Genomic DNA, 20245 nt, shown 5'->3' with positions numbered 1-20245 from the left:
TACTTAAAAGTTCAATCATTACGACAAAATTAGAGTTAAGAATCACTTAAAATCAATCGTTGACGATGAACTTTAACTAACTGTAATTCCATCCCAGATATATTTTCTAACATCAAAGTAACCTGTTGAGGTTGTAACATTGTTCCATCATTACGACAACTGCCAAGATAGCGCAAAACAACACTATTATTTTGATAAGATTCTAACGATAAATGAGATAAGCGATCGCGTAAATTAACCGTTTTCTTTTTACCTGACTTAGTAGTTTTCTCCCAGTTAATCTCCGAACTTTCTAAGACAGATGTAACCCAATTTTTCCAAGTTTCCTCAGAAAATATCTCCTCAGTTTCCACCGTAATTAAATATTCTGCTTCCTCTAATAAGCGAGTCGCTGCAGTAGAATTAACTGGGACTTCTTCCACCCTTAAAATAGGAATATCCGAAGGTAACTCCTTCTCTAAAGCGTGACGAAACTCATCAATATTCATCACCTTTGTTAACTCAAAATCCACAATTTCACCACTACTGGTAACACCCAAAGTTAACGCATTAGCAATAGAAATTCTCGGGCCCGGATGATATCCCCCCGTAAAAGAGATCGGTAAAGCTGCACGACGTACCGAGCGATCAAATAACCGCACCAGATCAAGGTGGCTAACTAAAGCCATTTCCCCAATTTTGCCAAAATAAACCCTAAACCTCTGTAAACGCTCTTGGTTTGGCTGGAAATGACCGCTAAACTCAGGAATTGGTGGGGGTTGCACCACCACGTTATGACCAAAATCTAACCCACAAACACCACAATGGTAACAACTGTCAAAAGAACAGTCGGGAACCGTTGCTGCTTCTAGGGCCTGTTGTAAGTCCTTTTGTAACCATTTTTTCTCAATGCCTGTATTGATATGATCCCAAGGTAAAGGGGCGTTGTATAGGTCAGTATTGCCTTCAAAAACGTTCCATTCTCCTGCTTCTACCTGACGATATTTCCAACTCAACCCGGCCTCATCGATGGCCTGTTCCCAAGCTTCATAAGCTTGTTGAGCATTTTCCCACCAAGAGTCCATCCCGGCCCCTAATTCCCAGGCGCGACGGATGACCGGGGCTAAACGGCGATTGCCTCGTCCGATAAAGTCCTCCATGCCAGAAATTCTGACATCGGTATAATTAGCTTTAACCCCTCTTAGGCCACGAAATGCCTCCCGTAATAACTCCTGCTTCCGTTTAAACTCTGAAGTAGAGACAGAATGCCACTGAAACGGCGTATGGGGTTTCGGGGTAAAATTAGATACTGTAATGGTAAATTGTAGGGGTTTACGACCTTTTATACGACATTCTTGCCGTAACCAGCGCACTGTCTCCATAATACCCAGAACATCGAGATCCGTTTCTCCTGGTAAACCGATCATAAAATAGAGTTTAACCTTATCCCAACCCTCTTCAACGGCGGTTTTCACCCCTCGCAATAACTCTTCATTGGTTAACCCTTTATTGATCACATCGCGCATTCTTTGGGTTCCTGCTTCTGGGGCAAAAGTTAGCCCTGACTGGCGGTTTCCCCCGACAATATTGGCAATATTTTTATCAAACCTATCTACCCGTTGACTGGGTAAAGAAAGGGTAATATTTTCACCTTTAAGACGGTTTTTAATCTCTGTTCCCACCGCCGGAAGGGCTAAATAGTCGGAACAACTCAAGGATAATAAAGAAAATTCATTATGGCCTGTTTCTCTAATACCTCGTTCGATGGTTTCGATAATATCGTCTGGTTGTACATCTCTTGCCGGACGGGTTAACATTCCTGGTTGACAAAAACGACAACCTCTGGTGCAACCTCGTCTTATTTCCACTACTAAGCGATCGTGTATGGTTTCAATATACGGCACTAAACCTATGGCATAAGCTGGCATAGGAGGGGAAACACGGCGTAAAATTCTAGCAGGGACATCGGGCCGGTTGGGAATCACTTCCCCTGCTTCGGTTACGTCATAAAAGCGAGGCACATAAACCCCTGGAATTTGCGCTAAATCTAATAATAATGCTTCTTTATCGAGTTTATTTGCTTTTCCTTGTTCAATAATTAAACCTATTTCCGGTAATATTTCTTCTCCATCTCCTAGTGCCATGAAATCGAAAAATTCTGCAAAGGGTTCGGGGTTAGAAGTGGCGGTTTGTCCCCCGGCAAAAATTAAAGGATAATTATCTGATTCTCTTTCCTTCCAGGTTAAGGGAATTTGAGCTAAATCCAGCATTTCTAGGATATTGGTCGCTCCTAGCTCGTAACTGAGGTTAAAGCCTAAAATATCAAAATCTGTCAGAGTGCGACGAGATTCTAGGGCAAATAAGGGGGTTTTTGTGGATCGTAATTTCTCGGCTAAGTCTGGTGCAGGTAAGTAAGTGCGATCGCAGAGTTGACGGGGTTGGGTATTGAGAATATTGTAGAGAATGATATGGCCTAAATTGGATGCCCCTAACTCGTAAACCTCTGGATAGGTTAACACCCAGCGTACCGTTGCTTGTTCCCAAGGTTTATGTTTAGCTCCTAATTCGTTGCCCAAATAACGGGCAGGTTTATTAATCTCTGGGGTCAGTAATTTTTCAATCTTCATAGTCAAAAGCAAACCTCCGGCACTTCCCTTATTTTCTCATGCTTTTCTAATATATCGGAAGTGTGGAGGAGTAGGCCAATTTTTGAGATTATTAATAGCTTTCTTATCTCAAGCAGCCATTGTCTCATTCAATGAGACTTTATAGGTTTGACGGCTTTCATAAATTTCTAAAGCTCTATCTAACTGGGTTAATTCAAAAATAATCCTTACCGATGGCGATAGGCAACAAACGCTTAACTTTTTATTTAAACGCTGAGCTAAACGAAACGCTGACACAATAGCCATGAGTCCCGCACTATCAATAAATTCCACTTGGCGCATATCCACCAAAAATTCTCTATAAGAGTTTTGAGTAACAAAATTTGTTAATTCTTGTTGAAAACTATCCACATTGGCTGCAGTAAGATAACCACTGGGTTCAAAAACAGCCACTCCTAAATTAGTCAAAAGACTCCCCATCATCAGCATCTATCCTCAATTTGAAAATTAGTTTACTTATGGTATGACCAAATTATAATCACTTTTTTGTTAATTGACTCAGTCTTAACTCTTTTAATATGTTTCTCTAAGAAATTAACCTTAGATTAATAATAAGTTAACTTTTATAACTGAATCATACTTTTTGTGTATTTTAGTCAAATCCGAGTTTTCGTCCATTATATTCTAGACTTTACCCAAAATTGACATAATTTAGTCCGAACATTCTCTTACTTTTTGGAGTAATGAATGACAGTTTAGCATTGTATCAGTTTTTTTGTTAAAAAAAGTTAAGCAAGCTACAAAAGTCACAACCCAATCAATGGTTTACTGGATTTGATAACCGTTGTTAAAACATCCTAAAGGTTGTCAGTCATTGCTCATCGTGGAAGTAAGATGTTTCTCCACATCTACCAACTTAGCTGAAAATTCCCTGTTGTCAAGAGCGGAGAAACATCTGTGAACCGGCCTCCCTTAATTCGCCAATTAGTCGAAAAAGCTTTATATCTTAAACGTTTAACCCCAGAAATTGAGATTGCTATTAACCGTGAGTTAACCCGTACTGGTTATATTTCTGATGTGGACTACGAGGCGTTAGAGTTGTTGATGTCAGAAATGGATGAAGGGCGCATTCGCTTTACGTGAATTTGCTTATTCTTTCATACCCATCAACCCCGTTAAAATACCCCCTAAAACAGCCATTACACCCAAACTCAATAAAACTGGTTGTAACCCAAATAAGGTTTCGGCAATACCAGCTAAAGCCAAGGGTAAAGACAAAGCAATGTTAACAGCATTATTTTGTAAGCCAAAAACCTTCCCTCGCATCTCCACAGGGGTTTCAGCTTGGATAATGGTTTGCATAGGAACCCCGACAAAAGCAGCGAATACTCCTAAAAATGTGATCATCAGTAGGGTTGACCATAAACTGTGAGTAGATAGGGATAAACCCACCAAAGAAACAGCCATACCGATGGCACCCCACAAACCTAACTTATTATTCTGAAATTGTTGTCCCCAACCCCCTAAAACAGCAGCCCCACAGCCCATTCCTAAGCCACCAGTAGCCAATAAAAAGCCAAATTGTTCCGCTTTCATCCCTGGGATGGTTTCTGCCATGCGTACAGCTAAAACGGATAAGGCGGCAAAAATACAAAATAAAATTACTAATTGAACTAAGGCGTTACGAACCCGATGATTATCCTTGAGGTAACGAATACCGTCTTTAATATCTTCTAAGACATGGGGCTGTTCTTTTTCCTGTAGGTAGCGTTTTTCCCCTGTTTTCAAGAATAGGAGGACTAAACCAGCTATAAAATAAGACGCTCCCACCAAAAATGCTTTTCCTTCTTCCCAAGAAAAACCGAAATTTTCGGCAAAATGAGAGGCCACGTCTAATAAAGGGTCCCCAATGGCAAACCCTACGATGGTCATGGCCATCATAGTGGTGGTGAACAGAGAATTAGCGGATAATAAATCACGACGTTTGACTAAGAGTGGGATAGTCACTTGTTCGGCCGGGGCAAAAAATTGGGTGATGGTAGAGTCTATGAGGGTTAATGTTAAGAGGATGGCAAAGCCTAAGGGTAATAAAAAGGCTTCTTGGGTTTGATTTTGCCAACTTCTTAACCAGTGAGGTAACCAAGTTAGGTTAATGCTGATATTGTCTCCTTGAGATAACCAGAGTAAGGGAGGAATAATAAATACAAAGGCTGCACGAACGAAGTTAGAGATTACTAAAACCCCTTTTTTTGGCCAGCGATCCACATATACCCCGGCCAAGGAACCACAGAAAACCGCCGGAATAGTAAAGGCGATCATGATCGCTGATACCCAACCACTAATAGGTTGATTTTCTCCTTGAAAATGGCCAGCAATAAAGGAGATCATCAACACTAAATAAACTTTATCTGCTAGTTGAGAAAAGATTTGTCCTATCCAGAGAATTAAAAATTGAGGATTTTCTAACACCGCAGCAAACCCTTCACGGGGGGGCTTTTTGGAGCTATTAGAACGGGCCATAGATTCCTCCTGGTTGGTAGTATCTAGGGTTTTATCAGTGGGAGTTGGGGTGGTTTCAGAATCAGAAACAGTCATAATTTAGATTTAATTTTTTTTACTCGCAAAAAAGCAAACTAACCTGAGTTAGGAGTTGGGATTTATGATTTTTTTTCTAGCTACACTAAGCAATGGGCAATAGTTGATTAAGCAGCCTTACTTATGATAGTTGAGGAATGGTTTGTTTCACAAAGCCTTGCAATATTTCTGTTCGTTTTGTTTGCTCAAATACTTGTTTTATTTTTGTGGAAAGTTTTTCTATATCTAGGCTTTGATTTTGGTTTGGGTTAATTTCTTGTTCCTGGAAATATTCCACTAAACTTAAACCAGCTACACGGGTTAAATAGGCTGCACTAATACCTTGGGTTGCGCCTCCGGCTACATAAGTAATAGCGTTACTTTTTAGTAGGCTACTAATGGCATGGGTTGATAGTTCAACTAAGCCTAATTTTATCATTAATTTACCGATAGTTGCTGCTATGGTTTGTCCTTGAGATAGGGTGAATTTCTGTTGATAAATGCTGCTTAAATCGACTATCATTTGCGCATTAATTGCTGCTGTTGCTAACAAATCTAAGGAGGAAACGGGGTTGGCAAAGGCTGCTGCTGCTGCTATCCATTGATATTTTTCCATCATGGGAACGGCGCGATCGCGTCTTATTTTATTTAAAATTACTTTAGCTTGTTGTTTTATTTTTTGTGCCTCTCTCCATACTTTTCCTAATATTAATTTTTCTCTTTCTTGGCTTAAAATAGAGTCTAATTTAGTTATTAAAGCTAGAATATTAGGAGGTTGAGTTTCATTCCATTCTTGATAGGATTTATCTTCTTTATATTGACGAACTTTTATTATTTTTTGTTTTGAATTAATGCCTATTACGTCATCAGATTGAATAATAGTTTTAACCCGTTGTTTTATTTCTTGTAAGATAATTTCTTGTTCTTCTGTGTTATATTGTTCGCTTTGATTTAAACTAATTAAAACCCGTTGATGATTTTGATGGCATTTTTGTATCATTTGCCATTGACTTTCAGTTAAATCTGTGTTGATCAAAAAAACAATTAAATCTAGTTTTTGCTTGACATTTTCATCATCTTCTGATTCTAAATAGTTGAAATTATCGGCAATTTTTTCTTTTTCTAAGAGTTGTTTTAAACTATTTTTATCTGTGTTAGAGTTGCTGATTATTCCCCAAGAAACAGATTGATTATTGAGTTTTTGTGGTAAATTTTTCCACTGAGTTTCTAATTCTACTAGGTTATAGTTTGAGTCTTCTTGTTTAACTATTTTTAATATTTTTTTTCCCTCAGAAATTGCCTGATTAACTTCTGTTATTGTTAAAGGTGAAAGGGTTTTATAAGCTGGTTTTTGTGGTTGTTTTTTTTGCCACCACCAAACACCCGTACCCACGGCCATCAGACTCAAAACACCCCATTCTCCCATTGCGATCGCTTGTTCATGGAGAGATTCTCCTAACCATAATAAGAAAGAAATTCCTAACCCTGCCACCAGAATGGGTTTTTTTACCTTAACTCTCATCATTTCCCCTCAAAATTGCCCTAAATTTCTTTGTTTTGATTGTACTCTTTTTGGGGGTATTTTTCAATCAACTGGCAGTTTTCTAAGCTATTACAAGCATCCTGCTTGTGTTGCAGTAATCATCAGGCATTTTTCAGGAAAGCCAAGCAGTTTTAATACGATTCCAGACACTGGAAATTGAGGCTTTTATTTCCTTTTTTAAATACCATTGTTGAAAGGATTTTTCGTATTCTTCTCCTTCTGTTTGGAAGGTTTTAAAGGTATCTAAGGTTAGGGGAAGTCCTAGAAAAAGTAAGATGTATAATGACCAAGATAGGTTCCCTGCTGCCAAGAAATTGAGCAACATAGCGAAGGAATTAATAATAGCGTAGCGGATAACTTTTCGTTTGAGTTGTCCTTGACGATATTGATTAAATTCATCCTTTTTTTCCTGACGTTGTTTTTGCAATAGCCAATCTTTTTCGGCCACTTGTAAAACATCGGAATCAATATCTAATTCTGCCGCAATTTCCCAAAGTTGACTACGAGATAATTCTTCAACCTCGGTTTTGCGAGCAATGGCCAAATGTAAAATTTCTTGAACTTCCTCTTTGCGGTAGGATTGAGGAGGTTGTACTTCAGAAGCAGACATATATCTTATGTAACTCGATAGGAACTGACCAAACATTGAACATTGAACATCTTTCATTTTGGTTTCAAGCCTCTCCCTTTAGTGAGAAAGAAGTTTGGGAGAGGTTTCAAGCCTACTTCCAAACGAATGATAAATGATAAATGTTAAATGATAAATGAAATGACCAAAGGGGTTGAATTGCTGCAATTGTAAGATCAAACATGGATCTTATTCAAGCTGCTCCTATTATATTATGCCGAATTTTTCAATGTTTTGGCTCTGCTATGGTTATGATCATGGTAGATGCGATCGTGGCAATGGTAGGGTGGGTTAGGCGTGGGATTAATTGTAATGAAAAGATCATCAACTTTTATCTAAGCCGTAACCCACCATTTTAAATATGTATTCATTCTTTAATTTTTTCTTCTTTCAAAGTTCAACACCCATTACAATAGCTTGGCGAATATAAGGTTTAGCTTTTTCTGCTTCAACTAAATCAATAGTAAATTCATGGCCTTTTTCAATAGCTGCTCCTGCTTTAAATATAGCATTGGGAGGGAGTCCCCATACAGCTAAGTCAATATCTGAGTGAGGGGATAAGTCTTCAAGATTAAGCATTGAACCAAATAAAACAACTCGTTTAACCCCAAATTGTTTTTTAAGAATTTCTGCACTATTTTTAGCAACTTCCCAACCTTGTTGTTGTCTTTGCTTCATACTAGCTAATAATTCTCTACCTTGAGATTGTGCTAGTTGTATTTTTTGGATAATATCTGCTCGTTTGTGTTCATTAGAAATAGTCATAGAATTTTATCTTGCACCGTGTTTTCTCAGTAAATTCATTATCACTCCATTGCCACGTTCTTTTGCATAATCAAATGCAGTCAATTCATGTTTATCTTTAGCATTAACATCGGCAGCATTATTAATTAATAATTCTACTATTTTTTTGTTTTCTTTCCATATTGCACTATTAAGTGGGGTAAATCCATAATTATTTCTAGTGTTAACATCAGCACCATTATTAATTAATAATTCTACTATTTCTTTATTCTCTTTCCATACTGCATTATGAAGTGGAGTAAATCCATGTTTATCTCTAGCATTAACATCAGCACCATTATTAATTAATAATTCTACTCTCTTTTTATTGTTGTTCTCTACTGCACTATAAAGTGGAGTGTTTCCAGATTTATCTCTGGTGTTAACATCAACACCATAATTAATTAATAACTCTGCAATCTTTTTATTGTTTGCCTTTCCTGCAATATCAAGTGGAGTAAATACCTTTTCATTTTGAAGATTAACATCGGCACCATGATTAATTAATAATTCTACTATCTCTTTATTTTTAGTCAATACTGCACTATAAAGTGGAGTCTTTCCATCATATTCATTTTTAGCATTAACATCAGCACCATGATTAATTAATAATTCTACTATCTCTTTATTTTCACTTAATACCGCAGTATGAAGTGGAGTCTCTCCATATTCATTTTTAGCATTAACATCAGCACCATGATTAATTAAGACTTTTAATATCTCTTTAGTGTCTTCCCTTAATTGGGTATGCCAGAAAATTCTACATTTCTGAGCATCACTTTTTGTTAATTTCCCACCACTATTAAAGTATTCATGTATTGTCTTAATATTAGGTTTGTTACAAATTTCTAAAGGTGTTGGAAAACTTAAAGTATTAAAAATTTTCCATCTATGATTATAAGAAAAAGTCGCTATTTCAACGCAAGCAAACCCTAAACCTAACCAAGCAAACCATCTTATTTTACTTAATTTTTCTTGCTTAAATAACTTAGGATTTTTTAACGCTTTTAATGCTTTTTTTGCAGAAGAAAAACGCTCATCAACATCAGGATCTAAGATTTTTTCTAACCACTCGATAAACTCATCAGATAGTTGAATATAATCACCAATAATCTCAAGATTCACCGTTGCTTTATGTGGCAATAAATTATCAGGGGGACGACGAGTTAATAAATAAAGTAATGTTCTTCCTAAACTATATAAATCAGATGCAGGAACCGGTTTACCTATTTGTTGTTCAGGGGACATATAACCAATGGTTCCAATACCGACTGTTTCCCCCATCATCGTATTATAATAAGCATTATGTACCGCACCAAAATCTACTAAAAATATTTGTCCATCATCAGAAAGAATCAAGTTATGGGGTTTAATATCTCGGTGAATAATGCGCGGATCAAAATTATGCAAGTAGTCAAGAATAGAGAGAATTTGAACAGTAATATTTTTAACTTCTTTTTCTGTTAATCTTAGTCCTTCTTCTATTTTTTGATTTAAGTTTTTTCCTGCAACTAATTCTTGTACTAGATATAATTTATTGTCGTCTTCTAGTTGAAAATAATCAATATATTTAGGAATATTAGGATGATTTAGCTTTTTTAATACTGTAACTTCCCTTTCTAATAATTCAAGACTTTTAACATCGGTTTGATTTTGTAAAGAAATAACTTTGAGAGCAACTTTTTTGCCTGTATTTACATCTTCTGCTGCATAAGTTGTTCCCATTCCTCCCTTACCGAGTTCATGTAGTTTTTTATAGTTTTCTTCTAGGGAGTCTTTTCGATAGGATGGTATCATAATAGTTTCCTGATTATAATATGTTCTTTATTGTAGCAAAAATTTTAACAGTGAACAGTGAACAGTAAACAGTTGTATATTTAATGGCCATTTCTATGTCTCTTTCTGTTTCATTCCGAGGTACGAGGAATCTCTTTAACATTCTAGTATTGGTTTGAATGGGTTTAATGGTATTAAACCCCTACTGATACATTAATCTTTTAAAAAGCGTTTGATTTCATCATTTAACCATTGTTTTTCTCTTCTAGTTAACAATTTTGATATTTTACTCAGTGATGTTTCTTTAAACAATAATTTTCTATTTTGCTTTACAAGAAAACTAAATTTTTCTTGTAAAAATATCCCAGTATTTTTCTTAATTTTAATTTGAGTGTCAAACAATAAATCCCTGACAATCTTAGATATCAAATCACCAGAAAAAGTTTCTATAATCAATATTAAGAATGAAGCTATTATGGAATAATTTACATTTAAAATAAAAGGTAATATGCTTCCTACTAAAATTACCAACTTAACTATTTTTACATCTTTAAACTTTTTAAAAGGTTGAAGCACTAATAAGAAAGCATAAATAAAAATAGGAATTCGCCAAAAAATATTATAAGTAGAAATTGTGATAATTAAAAGAATTAAAAAAGCAATAATATAAAAACTAATTCCTAGGATACCTAAAGCATAATTCCAACGTTTACGGTTTAATGCACAAGGAATTTTAATCATTAATTCTTGCTTCGTCTTAGTTAAACTAATTGAACTATATTTAGGTCGGCCTAGATTCTTTTTAATATAGTCTTTTATGTTACCTTGACCTTCTAACACATTTAATGCTATTTGAGCATTCTGAAAACGATTTTCAGGCTCAAACTCCAATAACACATCTAACCATTGAGCAAACTTAGAAGATAGTTTAATCTCTTGTCTAAAATTTATTTTCAATCTTTTAAGAGGTAAGTCTGAGGGATTTCTACCCGATAAAAGATAGATTAAAGTTGCTCCTAACCCATATAAATCAGTAGCTAAAGACACTTTACCACCGCTTCCTTGTTCTGGTGCCATATATCCTTGTGTTCCCACAAAAGTAGTACCATAACTTGTCTTACCAACTTGATCAGGAACGGCTCCAAAATCAACCAAAAATATCTCTTTATTCTCCGTATAAATTAGATTTTGTGGTTTAATATCCCTATGAACAACTGGAGGTATTAAAGTTTGTAAATAAGTTAATATATCTAAAACTTGTATAGCAATATTTTCTATTTCTTTTTGATTAACTTTATTAATATTATCTCGCCATTCAACTAAGTTTTTACCCTTAACTAATTCCTGTACTAAATAGAATTTTTGAAGTAAAATTCCTGCTTCCACAAAATCTTGTAATGACTTTTGAGATATCATAGGACAATAAAAATTATCTTCATGATCACTAACAAAATAATCAATATATCGAGGTATTCTAGGATGGTTTAGTTGTCTTAATGTCTTAACTTCTCGTTTTTCAAAAAGATCAGCTTGTTTCCAATCAACATTATCCAAAGATAACACCTTAATAGCAACCTCTTGAGAAGTGTTTAAATCAACCGCTTTGTAAGTAATAGCAGTTCCTCCTTCTCCTAAGCGATCGCAAATTTTATAGCGATCTGCAATAATAGAATTAATCATCTTTTTTTCTTTAACCTAACTATCCACACAATGTCCACAGAATTTATCATTTATCAATTATACTTCTGAGTTCTGACTTCTGACTTCTCCTATACTCCTCGTCTCCCCGTCAAACTCGAAGGATGATTTTTGTAAAATAATGGAATACTACCTTTTTTAGTGTCAATTTTTCAGAAAAGATTATTTTTGATGAGAAAACGGGAAAACTATATTTATAGAGATCCTATCTATCTAAATTTGTATGAGTAGGTTGCTATGGTTAAGCTATGTAAAGACTTATCTCTATATGGGTAAAAATAAACAGAAAATAGGAATTCTGAGTTTGCTTTTAAATAAGTGTTTCCTCTTCCTAAATTAACCGATGGTCTACATATCATCCTACATTCCCGCTACCTATTTAATTAAGAATCATGCCAAACTATAAAGTTACCTCTACAATAGACAACAGAGAAACTAAAGATGCCAAATTAGTCGATTTAGCCATTAAAGCTTTCTCCAAACAAGAGTACAGCAAAGCTCAATCCTTGTTATTATCAGTTATCAAACATTGTCCCCTAGATTATCAGACACAATTTAAAGATAAACAAGGTAACTTATATATAAAATTTTGGCATCCCTCTGACCATGAACATTATCTAAACTGTGATCATCCAGACAAAAATAAGCAGAAAATCTCTTTTTATCCCTGTGCTTATCCTAAAGCCTATTTTTATTTGGCACTTTTGGAAATTAAGTCCAAAAATTATGAACAAGCTCTTAATTATCTGGAAACTGGCGCAGACTTAGAACCGAATAGTCCTCGTTATACCATCGAAAAAGCCCATATTTGGCAATTAATGGGACAATCTGAGAAAGCCTTAGAAGCTTATCAAAGCATCGAGGGTATCGATCCTTATATTACCCCAAAAGATTATGCGATCGCGTTAGAAGGACAGGGAAATGTTTTGGAAGAGATGGGAGACTTAATGTCTGCCTTGTGTATGTATCAAACTTCTTTACAACTAAATCCCAATAATTCGGATCTTATCGATAAAATCCAATCGATTAAACTTGAAAAAGAAGGAGAACGCGAAAAAATAGCAGAAGAGGCTAATAGTACCCCAGAATCAGCACATAACTATAGCAGTTCCGGTCAATTAAACACGGAGACTGATGTTTCCAATGTACATAAGACACCCATTGTAACTTCTCCTAGTTCTCATCGTAAACGCCTCAAAAGGAAGGCACAACAACGTATTTATGGGGGAATTTCTGCTTTTATTCTCTCGGCTGTATTGTACGGATATTTGAGCTATTTTGAGCAATCAAGAGACACCACTGAGCAAGTTAACGAGATTGTTACTATATTTTATGCGATCGGAGGCAAAAATATAGTTTCTTTTATTGTAGCCGGTTTGGGTGGACTTCTTTGTTATTTTGGCATCTCTGATTTAACTAAAATTCATCGTGGAAATTAACCTTAGTTATCTAATTATCTTTCTCAATATTTTGTTTAAAAAATGATTTTAATGGCTGCAAACGAAACCCTGGAGTTTCATAATCTTTAGGTAAATAATCTTCAGGAATCGTGTTTTGATGGCCATCTCTAACCGCAGCATAATGAGGAGACATAATTTCAATGCCAACTTCCGCACATTTATCTTGAATATTTTGATGTAATTCACTATAAATATTACCAATAGCAACGGATTTTGTCTTATTTGTGTAAACCCGAAGTTGATAACTAATATAAAAATCATCTAAACTTGTTTGCCATACATAAGGTTCAGGATATTCTAAAATATCAGTGGTTTCTAAAGCACAATTAATTAAGGTTTCATAGACTAAACGCCAAGGAACATCGTAGCCTAATGTGATAGTAGTATCAATGACTAAAGGTTCTTTTAAATCCCTTATTGTCGCACTATAATTAATAATTGAACTGGCGATTAAAATAGAATTAGGGATGGTAATAATTTCATTATTACCGTTACAAATACGAGTTGATAGGATCGTTTTGTCAATTACAACCCCTCGATATTCACTAACTTTTATGCGATCGCCTAGTTGAAAAGCGCGGGTGTAAATAACCACAAATCCTGCAATTAAATTAGCAATGGTACTCGCTCCTCCAAACGTGACTAAGGCACCAGCAAGGATAGAAATTCCTTGAAATGCAGGAGAATTAAACCCTGGTAAATAGGGAAAAATTATGGCTGCTGCTAAACCACAAATTAAAATAACAGTTAATTTATAGGTTGGTTGCGCCCAGTCAGGATAAAATCCAGAAATGATAATTCTTTCGTCTTCTATAGCTTTAAAAAATGGGTCACATAAACGGATTAAATAATGTGTTATGATAAGCGTAACAACAATTAAAAATAAATTAGGTACATAAGCAATAAATTCAGCCCAAACTTTTGCCAATACTCCAAAAAATGAACTAAAAATACTGTTTGCTAACCGTTCTGTCTGAGGAAATAAACTTAATAGAAAAGGTATATAAAAATAGAGAAAAGTTAGGGTAATAAACCAGCGAATTAGTTTTAAAATAAACAGAGCAATCCTTTTTTCTTGTTTAACAGTAAGAATATTCCAGTTTTGAATGTTTATATTTCTAAAAATAAAACCTTGATCTCTAGTAATTTGACGACCTAGCCAAGGAAAAAACCAGTTTAAAAATCGGAAGATAAAAATCAGAACAATAGTAGATAATATAATACCTATTCCTCTCAATATAAAGTTCTGTAATTTTCTTTCCTCTCGATATTTGATGATAGCCTTCTTAACTTCTTGTAAATAAGATTCAGCTAGTTCATCTAGAGATTGATTCTCAACATCAGCATCAGCTTGAGTGATAGCTAAGATCATTTTATTATCAGCAAAAATTAAGCGCAAACCTTCCAATTCTAAAGCTTTTAAATCTCTTATAGAAAAATCTTCTACAGAAATTGAACGATCATTAGCAATGTCTTTAACTCTTTCGCTGGCTTCTTCTGCTCGTTGTTTATTTTGTAGTTTTTCTACTTGGAGCTTATATTCAAATATTATTTCTCCATCTAATGTAACTGGATGAGGATAATTTTTTTTGTCTAAATTATCAGAAGAAGATTCTTGATTATCTCCATTATATTTATTATTTTCTTGCTCTTTTTCTTGAGCTAAAATATATTGAGATGGTAATTGTTTTTGATTACTGATTTCTGACCAGCTAATTGCTTGAATATGTGCGATACTTGGCATCCAAAAATGAAGACTCACTAAACAAAGCAAGGTTAAAAGCATTGTTAAAAAAAGAGACCTTATTGTTCGAGTCTTGATAATCATTAAAATTTACCCTTAGATTCGCATATAATATTCTAAAGTTGAAACCTTGAATCAACAATCAAAATTAATACTTTTTTTAGTTTTATTAAAAATTCAAGAAATCTTATTAAAGAATTCAAAATATTAATAAATTAAACAAAATTAAACCTAATATCTAGCTTCACAAAGAGATAATTTAGATTAATGTTCACTGAGAAATTATCAAAGATTGATTTTCACTGAACAGTTAATAGAGTTTTTGAGAAATTTTAGTTAGAATATAGAAATTGCTGACTTAATTCGTAAAGGAAAAGATTTAGAAAGAGTTGTCTTAGCGAGAGCAGTTCGTTTACACTTACAACATAGAGTGTTAGTCTATGGAAATCGCACTGTTGTATTTGCTTAATTCCTTTCTAACAAACATCTTAATTCTTGAATCGTCAATCGTTAAGTTTCACTAAAATTTTTATTATAATTTCTCTTTATTATAAAATAGTATTAACCATTACAAAAAACAATTTATTGAATTACTCATGACAAAAAAACTAGCATTTATTGGACTTGGTTTAATGGGAGGGTTTATGGTAGCAAATTTAGCCAAAAAAGGGTTTGCTGTCAACGCTTGGAATCGTACCCCGAACCGTCCTGGCATTACCATAGCACAGGAAGCAGGTGCGACTATTTGCCCTTCCATTGAAGCGGCTGTTAGAGAGGCTGAAGTTATTTTTACTTGTGTCGGAGATGTGCCTGATGTTAATGATATTATCTTTCAAGAAAATGGTATTATTAACTATGCTAAACCTGGCTCACTAATTGTTGATTTTAGCACCATTGGTACCCAAGCTGCCCGTGATATTGGTAATCAATTAAAAGCGCAAAATTTTCGTTTTTTAGATGCCCCAATTTCTGGGGGAGATATTGGTGCTAAACAAGGAACTCTAACTATCATGGTTGGGGGAGAAAAAAAAGATTTTGAGCAATGTTTGCCCTATTTTGAAGCGATGGGAAAAAATATTATATATTGCGGTTCTACAGGCAATGGACAAGCTGTTAAAATGTGTAATCAAGCCTTATGTGCGGTTCACATGATTGCCTTGTGTGAAGCACTAAAAATGGCAGAAAAACAAGATATTGATCCCAATTTAATGATAGAAGTTTGTCGTACAGGGGCTGCTGGTTCCTGGGCTTTAGCTAACTTGGGCCCCAAAATTATAGACTCAGATTTAGAACCAGGTTTTGCTATTAAACATCTATTAAAAGATTTACGATTAGTTCAAGAAATCATGGCACAATCAGATGGTAAATTACCAGGAGTTACCTTAGCAGAAAACTTTTTAAAAGTAGTAGCTAATCTGGATAATGGTGAGGGAAAAGAACAGGGAACTCAAGCCATGATTCGTTATTATAATCAAGAAAAAAATGCCTAATAAATTATTTTTTTAAGGAACAACAAGTTATTTAATTGAACATTGGTATCCTAAAATAATTACCCTTTAGTTGAAGCTTAAAAGCTACTACAAGCTGTTTATAAATTTTTGCTACACCTCATTTGGTCTGAGTTAATTTATGGTAAAAAAAAGATGATATATGTTAATTGTTATTTCTGGACAGTCATCAGTGACAGTTTTTTCGGTTATGGAAGTTAACAAAAATAAGTTAATCGTGTTATTCTAAATAATTTAAAGGTTATCTAGGATAAACTATCTAAACTATGAATGTAGTTGATCGTGTTCGTTTAGGGTTAGCTGTAGTTGTAGCAAAAACTGTCACTGCTACGGTTCGTTTCTTTGGTTTAGGGGCTGCTAGTGTGTTGCCTGGGGCTATTTCTCGTCGTTTTCATCCTAGACTCTTATCCTTACTCTGTGAACAAGTGAAACAAGGGGTTATCTTAGTAGTAGGAACCAATGGGAAAACTACCACTTCTCTACTATTAAGAAGTATTTTAGAAGACCAAAATTATAAAGTTGCCCATAATGAAACCGGTGCTAACTTAATTAATGGCTTGGTCACAGCTTTATTAGGAAATACTAACTTAGTTGGTACATTAACGGCAGATTATGCTATTTTGGAAGTGGACGAAAACATTGTGCCGCTTCTATTAAAGGACTGTCAACCTAGAGTTATTTTAGGACTGAATCTATTTAGAGATCAATTAGATCGTTACGGTGAAGTTGATGCTATTAGTCAACGCTGGCAAAAAGCTATAGCGCCTCTTTCTCCTAATACGGTTATTATTTTAAATGCTGATGATCCCACTCTTTCTTATTTAGGACAACAGTTAAACCAAAAAATTAGTTATTTTGGCCTTTCTGAACCGAATTTGTATTTAGAAGAAATTCCCCATGCTGTTGATTCAATTTACTGTCCTAGTTGTGGTCATCCTTTAACCTATCAAGGGGTTTATTTATCTCATTTAGGGGATTATAATTGCGAAAAATGTGGATTCAAAAAAAGTAAACTCGCCTTAGATAGTCAAGACTGGCCACAAATTTTGATCGGAGTTTATAATAAATATAACACTTTAGCTGCTGGGTTGATTGCGCAAGAATTAAACATTGAAAAACCTGCAATTTTTCAGACAGTTAAGAACTTTAAAGCCGCCTTTGGTAGAGCAGAAGAATTAACAATTAATGGTAAACACGTTCGTATTTTATTATCTAAAAACCCAGTGGGGATGAATGAAACTATTAGGGCGGTTAATGATATTAAAAAAACAGGTAAATCTTCTACTACATTATTAGTATTAAATGATAGAATTCCCGATGGAACAGATGTTTCTTGGATCTGGGATGTAGATACAGAACCTTTAGTCAAATTAGGTGGGAACTTAGTAGTTAGTGGTGATCGCACTTATGACATGGCCTTACGTCTCAAATATAGTCAGGAGACCCAACCAGAAAAAAATAGTTGTGTTAAACTGGTGGTGAAAGAAGATTTAAAAGAAGCCATAGAAACAGCCTTAAACCTGACAAAAGAAGAAGAAACTTTACACATTGTCCCCACCTACTCCGCTATGTTAGAAGTTAGAGGTATCTTAACAGGTCGCCAAATTTTATAACAAAACACGGGAGTGCAAAAACTCCTATCTTTTAAGTAGGAGATGAAGCACGACTCGGCTAATTTATTAGCCGTGAACATCGACTTATGGAAAAGCATTAAGTGGTATCATGATGTCGTTGTTCTTCGATATATCTACGAATAGTTTCAGAGGAAACATTACCAGCAGTTGAGACGAAATAAGAATGTGTCCAAAGACTAGGAATTTTCATCAAATGGGGAAATTCTTGGCGTAGATATGGAGAACTTCTTCCCTTAATAGCTTTGACGATTTTATGAGGAGGAATAGTTGGTAAAACATTAACCAATAAGTGTACATGGTCTGGCATGATTTCTAAAGCTATAATAATCCAATCATTCTCTTGGCAAACTTCCCAAATAATCTGACGTAATCTTTTCTCCACGTCACCAACTAAGACTTTTTTCCTCCGTTTAGGTATCCAGACAAAATGATAATTAATCAGTGAAACAGTATGTGAAGTTTTTCTGTTGTCTTGGTGCGCGTTCCCTAGGCGATTACGAATCGCCGGGGTCGCACCGCTTGTTGTGACATCTAGAAAATATAATGTTAGAATGATGTAGATAAGTATAGTATAGTCCACAATTCAGCTAACTACATTGATTTTAGGGTATTGCTATAAGCTGCGTCCAAATATAAGTCAGTCAGACAAGATTGACCGATGGATAGATATGCTTAGAGCTAACTATAATTGGTCTTTAGCAGATCGCATAGATACCTATTATCAAAGATATATTTGTGGAGACTATTGCGATTTAAGAACAAAAGTCATTATTACTCCTTTAACTTGTTTATTAGGAGGGGCAACGGGGAATCCTTGGTCTAACAAAGGTAAGAAAAGAAGCCCAGTTAATATACAAATAACCGAACTACCTAATCTAAAACAAGCAAGACCTTGGTATGACGAAATAGATTCTACTGTCCTACAACAAAATCTCAGACGGTTAGATAAAGCCTATAACAACTTTTTTCAGCAGAAAAAAGGATTTCCTAAATTTAAGAACAAGAGTAAATATCGTTCTTTTACTTATGCCACTGGAGTAAAAATAAAGGGAAATAAAATCTATTTACCTAAATTGGGATGGGTAAAATTTTACAATTCTCGTCCTATGCCTGATGGGTTTAAGATTAAGTCAGTTACAGTTAGAAAAAAGAGTAACGGTTATTACATTTCAGTCAGAATAGAAGATAAATCAGTCCCTACTTTCCCTGTAAAAAACCTAGAAGAGATTACAACAGTAACGGGGTTAGATATGGGTTTAGGTAAGTTGATTTATTGTTCAGACTATTCAGCTATTGACAATCCTAGATTTGCCACAAATAAGACAACTAAAAGATTACATAAAATTCGTCAAAGGAGAGTTAGTCGCAAAAAGAAACGATCTAATAATAGGCAAAAAGTGGGGAGAAGACTTTCTCGGTTTCAACATCGAATTGCTGTTAAGCGAGAATCTTATCAATGGCAAACAGCTAAAAAAATTGTCTCAAAATCTGATGGCATAGCGGTAGAGGATTTGCAGATTTCTAACATGATTAAGAGGTGCAAACCTAAATATGATCAAAACACAGGAAGGTTTCTGAAAAATGGACAAAGTGCTAAAAGGGCTTTAAACAGATTAATTGCTGATGCTTCGTGGTATTCATTGACCCAAAAAATTGAGTACATGGCTGCTAAGTCAGGAAAGATTGTTTTAAGGGTTAATCCCCGCCATACTTCGCAAGAATGTTCGGTTTGTCATCATATAGATCCCGATAATAGAGAAGGAGAAAAATTCCTTTGTACTAACTGTGGTCATGTTGATGATGCCAATTTTCAAGCGAGTATTAATATCAAGAATAAGGCAATTAATCACTATAGCTTAAACATAGTTAAAAAGTTTAGCCAAAAGGTACGGAGGGACTTGCCGGAACCGAAACAATTAAATTTGTTTCAAACGCCCACCGTTGAACTAACAACGGGTAAAAGGAAATATCATTACGCCAGCAATGGCAAACGTAATGAGCCTGGGAACTTGAAAGAATATGCTTTTCAATTAAGTCTATTCAATCAAGAAAATAACCATCCCGACAGGGATTCGTTATGAATCTCCTGCGCTTCAGCCAGGAGAGCGTCAATTGCTTTCATTTGCATAGATTAAACATTAAAATCTCAATAGTCCCCACACTTCCCACCCCTCCCCACCCCTCCCAAACTCCCCACACTCACTCAACCGAAAAGTAATATAAGTTCTATTGCTAAAATTAGGGATCGCTCATAGACTAAAATAAGGATAATTTTTATCCTCTACTTATTTTTTAGCTAATTTCGATTACTT

The 20245-nt window shown here is 35.0% G+C and carries 16 protein-coding genes and 1 pseudogene; 7 read left to right on the top strand and 10 right to left on the bottom strand.

Translation table 11 applies throughout. The features are described from left to right. Positions 1-35 precede the first annotated feature (35 nt). Both QNJ66_RS02530 and QNJ66_RS02525 read right to left on the bottom strand, forming a co-directional pair. Positions 36-2612 (bottom strand): TIGR03960 family B12-binding radical SAM protein, encoded by a 2577-nt coding sequence (locus QNJ66_RS02530; RefSeq protein ID WP_300502733.1) that lies wholly within the window; start codon positions 2610-2612, stop codon positions 36-38. A gap of 102 nt (positions 2613-2714) precedes the next feature. After that, entirely contained in the window at positions 2715-3068 is a 354-nt protein-coding gene (locus QNJ66_RS02525; RefSeq protein WP_300502732.1) for an STAS domain-containing protein, read from the bottom strand. Between the two features lie 474 nt (positions 3069-3542). Here QNJ66_RS02525 and QNJ66_RS02520 point away from each other — a divergent pair, with 474 nt between their 5' ends. Continuing rightward, on the top strand, positions 3543-3728 hold the full coding sequence (locus QNJ66_RS02520; protein ID WP_300502731.1) for an acetylglutamate kinase: 186 nt from the start codon (positions 3543-3545) through the stop codon (positions 3726-3728). Between the two features lie 6 nt (positions 3729-3734). Here the strand turns inward: QNJ66_RS02520 and QNJ66_RS02515 are convergent, their stop codons facing one another. The 3 genes from QNJ66_RS02515 to QNJ66_RS02505 all read right to left on the bottom strand — a co-directional run bounded on the left by QNJ66_RS02515 (position 3735) and on the right by QNJ66_RS02505 (position 7312). Beyond that, the gene (locus QNJ66_RS02515; RefSeq protein ID WP_300502730.1) at positions 3735-5180 is read right to left on the bottom strand and encodes an MFS transporter; all 1446 of its coding nucleotides are present in this window, start codon (positions 5178-5180) and stop codon (positions 3735-3737) included. Positions 5181-5301: 121 nt separating this feature from the next. Further along, the gene (locus QNJ66_RS02510; protein WP_300502729.1) at positions 5302-6684 is read right to left on the bottom strand and encodes a YcjF family protein; all 1383 of its coding nucleotides are present in this window, start codon (positions 6682-6684) and stop codon (positions 5302-5304) included. A 130-nt stretch (positions 6685-6814) separates the two neighbouring features. Next, the gene (locus tag QNJ66_RS02505) at positions 6815-7312 is read right to left on the bottom strand and encodes a 2TM domain-containing protein (RefSeq protein ID WP_300502727.1); all 498 of its coding nucleotides are present in this window, start codon (positions 7310-7312) and stop codon (positions 6815-6817) included. 200 nt (positions 7313-7512) lie between these two features. Between QNJ66_RS02505 and QNJ66_RS02500 the strand changes: the two genes are divergently transcribed. After that, positions 7513-7689, top strand: coding sequence for a hypothetical protein (locus tag QNJ66_RS02500; protein ID WP_300502725.1), 177 nt, complete (start codon positions 7513-7515; stop codon positions 7687-7689). Between the two features lie 31 nt (positions 7690-7720). Here QNJ66_RS02500 and QNJ66_RS02495 read toward each other — a convergent pair whose 3' ends face one another. From QNJ66_RS02495 to QNJ66_RS02485, 3 genes are all read right to left on the bottom strand, one after another. Then, positions 7721-8095 (bottom strand): nucleotidyltransferase domain-containing protein, encoded by a 375-nt coding sequence (locus QNJ66_RS02495; protein WP_300502723.1) that lies wholly within the window; start codon positions 8093-8095, stop codon positions 7721-7723. Between the two features lie 6 nt (positions 8096-8101). Continuing rightward, positions 8102-9910: an ankyrin repeat domain-containing protein gene (locus QNJ66_RS02490; RefSeq protein ID WP_300502721.1), complete on the bottom strand. Its 1809-nt coding sequence runs from the start codon at positions 9908-9910 to the stop codon at positions 8102-8104. A gap of 192 nt (positions 9911-10102) precedes the next feature. Further along, positions 10103-11569: a serine/threonine-protein kinase gene (locus QNJ66_RS02485; protein ID WP_300502719.1), complete on the bottom strand. Its 1467-nt coding sequence runs from the start codon at positions 11567-11569 to the stop codon at positions 10103-10105. Between the two features lie 410 nt (positions 11570-11979). Here QNJ66_RS02485 and QNJ66_RS02480 point away from each other — a divergent pair, with 410 nt between their 5' ends. Beyond that, a complete protein-coding gene (locus QNJ66_RS02480; RefSeq protein ID WP_300502717.1) occupies positions 11980-13026 on the top strand; it encodes a hypothetical protein in 1047 nt (348 codons plus the stop codon). Positions 13027-13036: 10 nt separating this feature from the next. On the opposite strand, the gene QNJ66_RS02475 is transcribed toward QNJ66_RS02480, so the two are convergent. Further along, on the bottom strand, positions 13037-14791 hold the full coding sequence (locus tag QNJ66_RS02475; RefSeq protein WP_300502715.1) for a mechanosensitive ion channel family protein: 1755 nt from the start codon (positions 14789-14791) through the stop codon (positions 13037-13039). A gap of 349 nt (positions 14792-15140) precedes the next feature. Between QNJ66_RS02475 and QNJ66_RS02470 the strand changes: the two are divergent. The 3 genes and pseudogenes from QNJ66_RS02470 to QNJ66_RS02460 form a co-directional block, all read left to right on the top strand. Next, positions 15141-15260 (top strand): annotated as a pseudogene (locus QNJ66_RS02470) (formyltetrahydrofolate deformylase); the annotation flags it as partial. Between the two features lie 127 nt (positions 15261-15387). Then, positions 15388-16281, top strand: a complete 894-nt coding sequence (locus QNJ66_RS02465) for an NAD(P)-dependent oxidoreductase (protein WP_300502713.1) — start codon at positions 15388-15390, stop codon at positions 16279-16281. A 284-nt stretch (positions 16282-16565) separates the two neighbouring features. Then, entirely contained in the window at positions 16566-17912 is a 1347-nt protein-coding gene (locus QNJ66_RS02460; protein WP_300502711.1) for a Mur ligase family protein, read from the top strand. A gap of 97 nt (positions 17913-18009) precedes the next feature. On the opposite strand, the gene tnpA is transcribed toward QNJ66_RS02460, so the two are convergent. Next, positions 18010-18435, bottom strand: a complete 426-nt coding sequence (gene tnpA / locus QNJ66_RS02455) for an IS200/IS605 family transposase (RefSeq protein ID WP_300502868.1) — start codon at positions 18433-18435, stop codon at positions 18010-18012. A gap of 94 nt (positions 18436-18529) precedes the next feature. Between tnpA and QNJ66_RS02450 the strand changes: the two genes are divergently transcribed. Then, the gene (locus QNJ66_RS02450) at positions 18530-20014 is read left to right on the top strand and encodes a transposase (RefSeq protein WP_300502710.1); all 1485 of its coding nucleotides are present in this window, start codon (positions 18530-18532) and stop codon (positions 20012-20014) included. Positions 20015-20245 lie beyond the last annotated feature (231 nt).

Origin of the sequence: Crocosphaera sp. (assembly GCF_030064895.1) — a bacterium.
Lineage (GTDB): Bacteria > Cyanobacteriota > Cyanobacteriia > Cyanobacteriales > Microcystaceae > Crocosphaera.
Note: the sequence above shows the minus strand (reverse complement) of the source record. Positions and strands in the feature narration are given on the sequence as shown.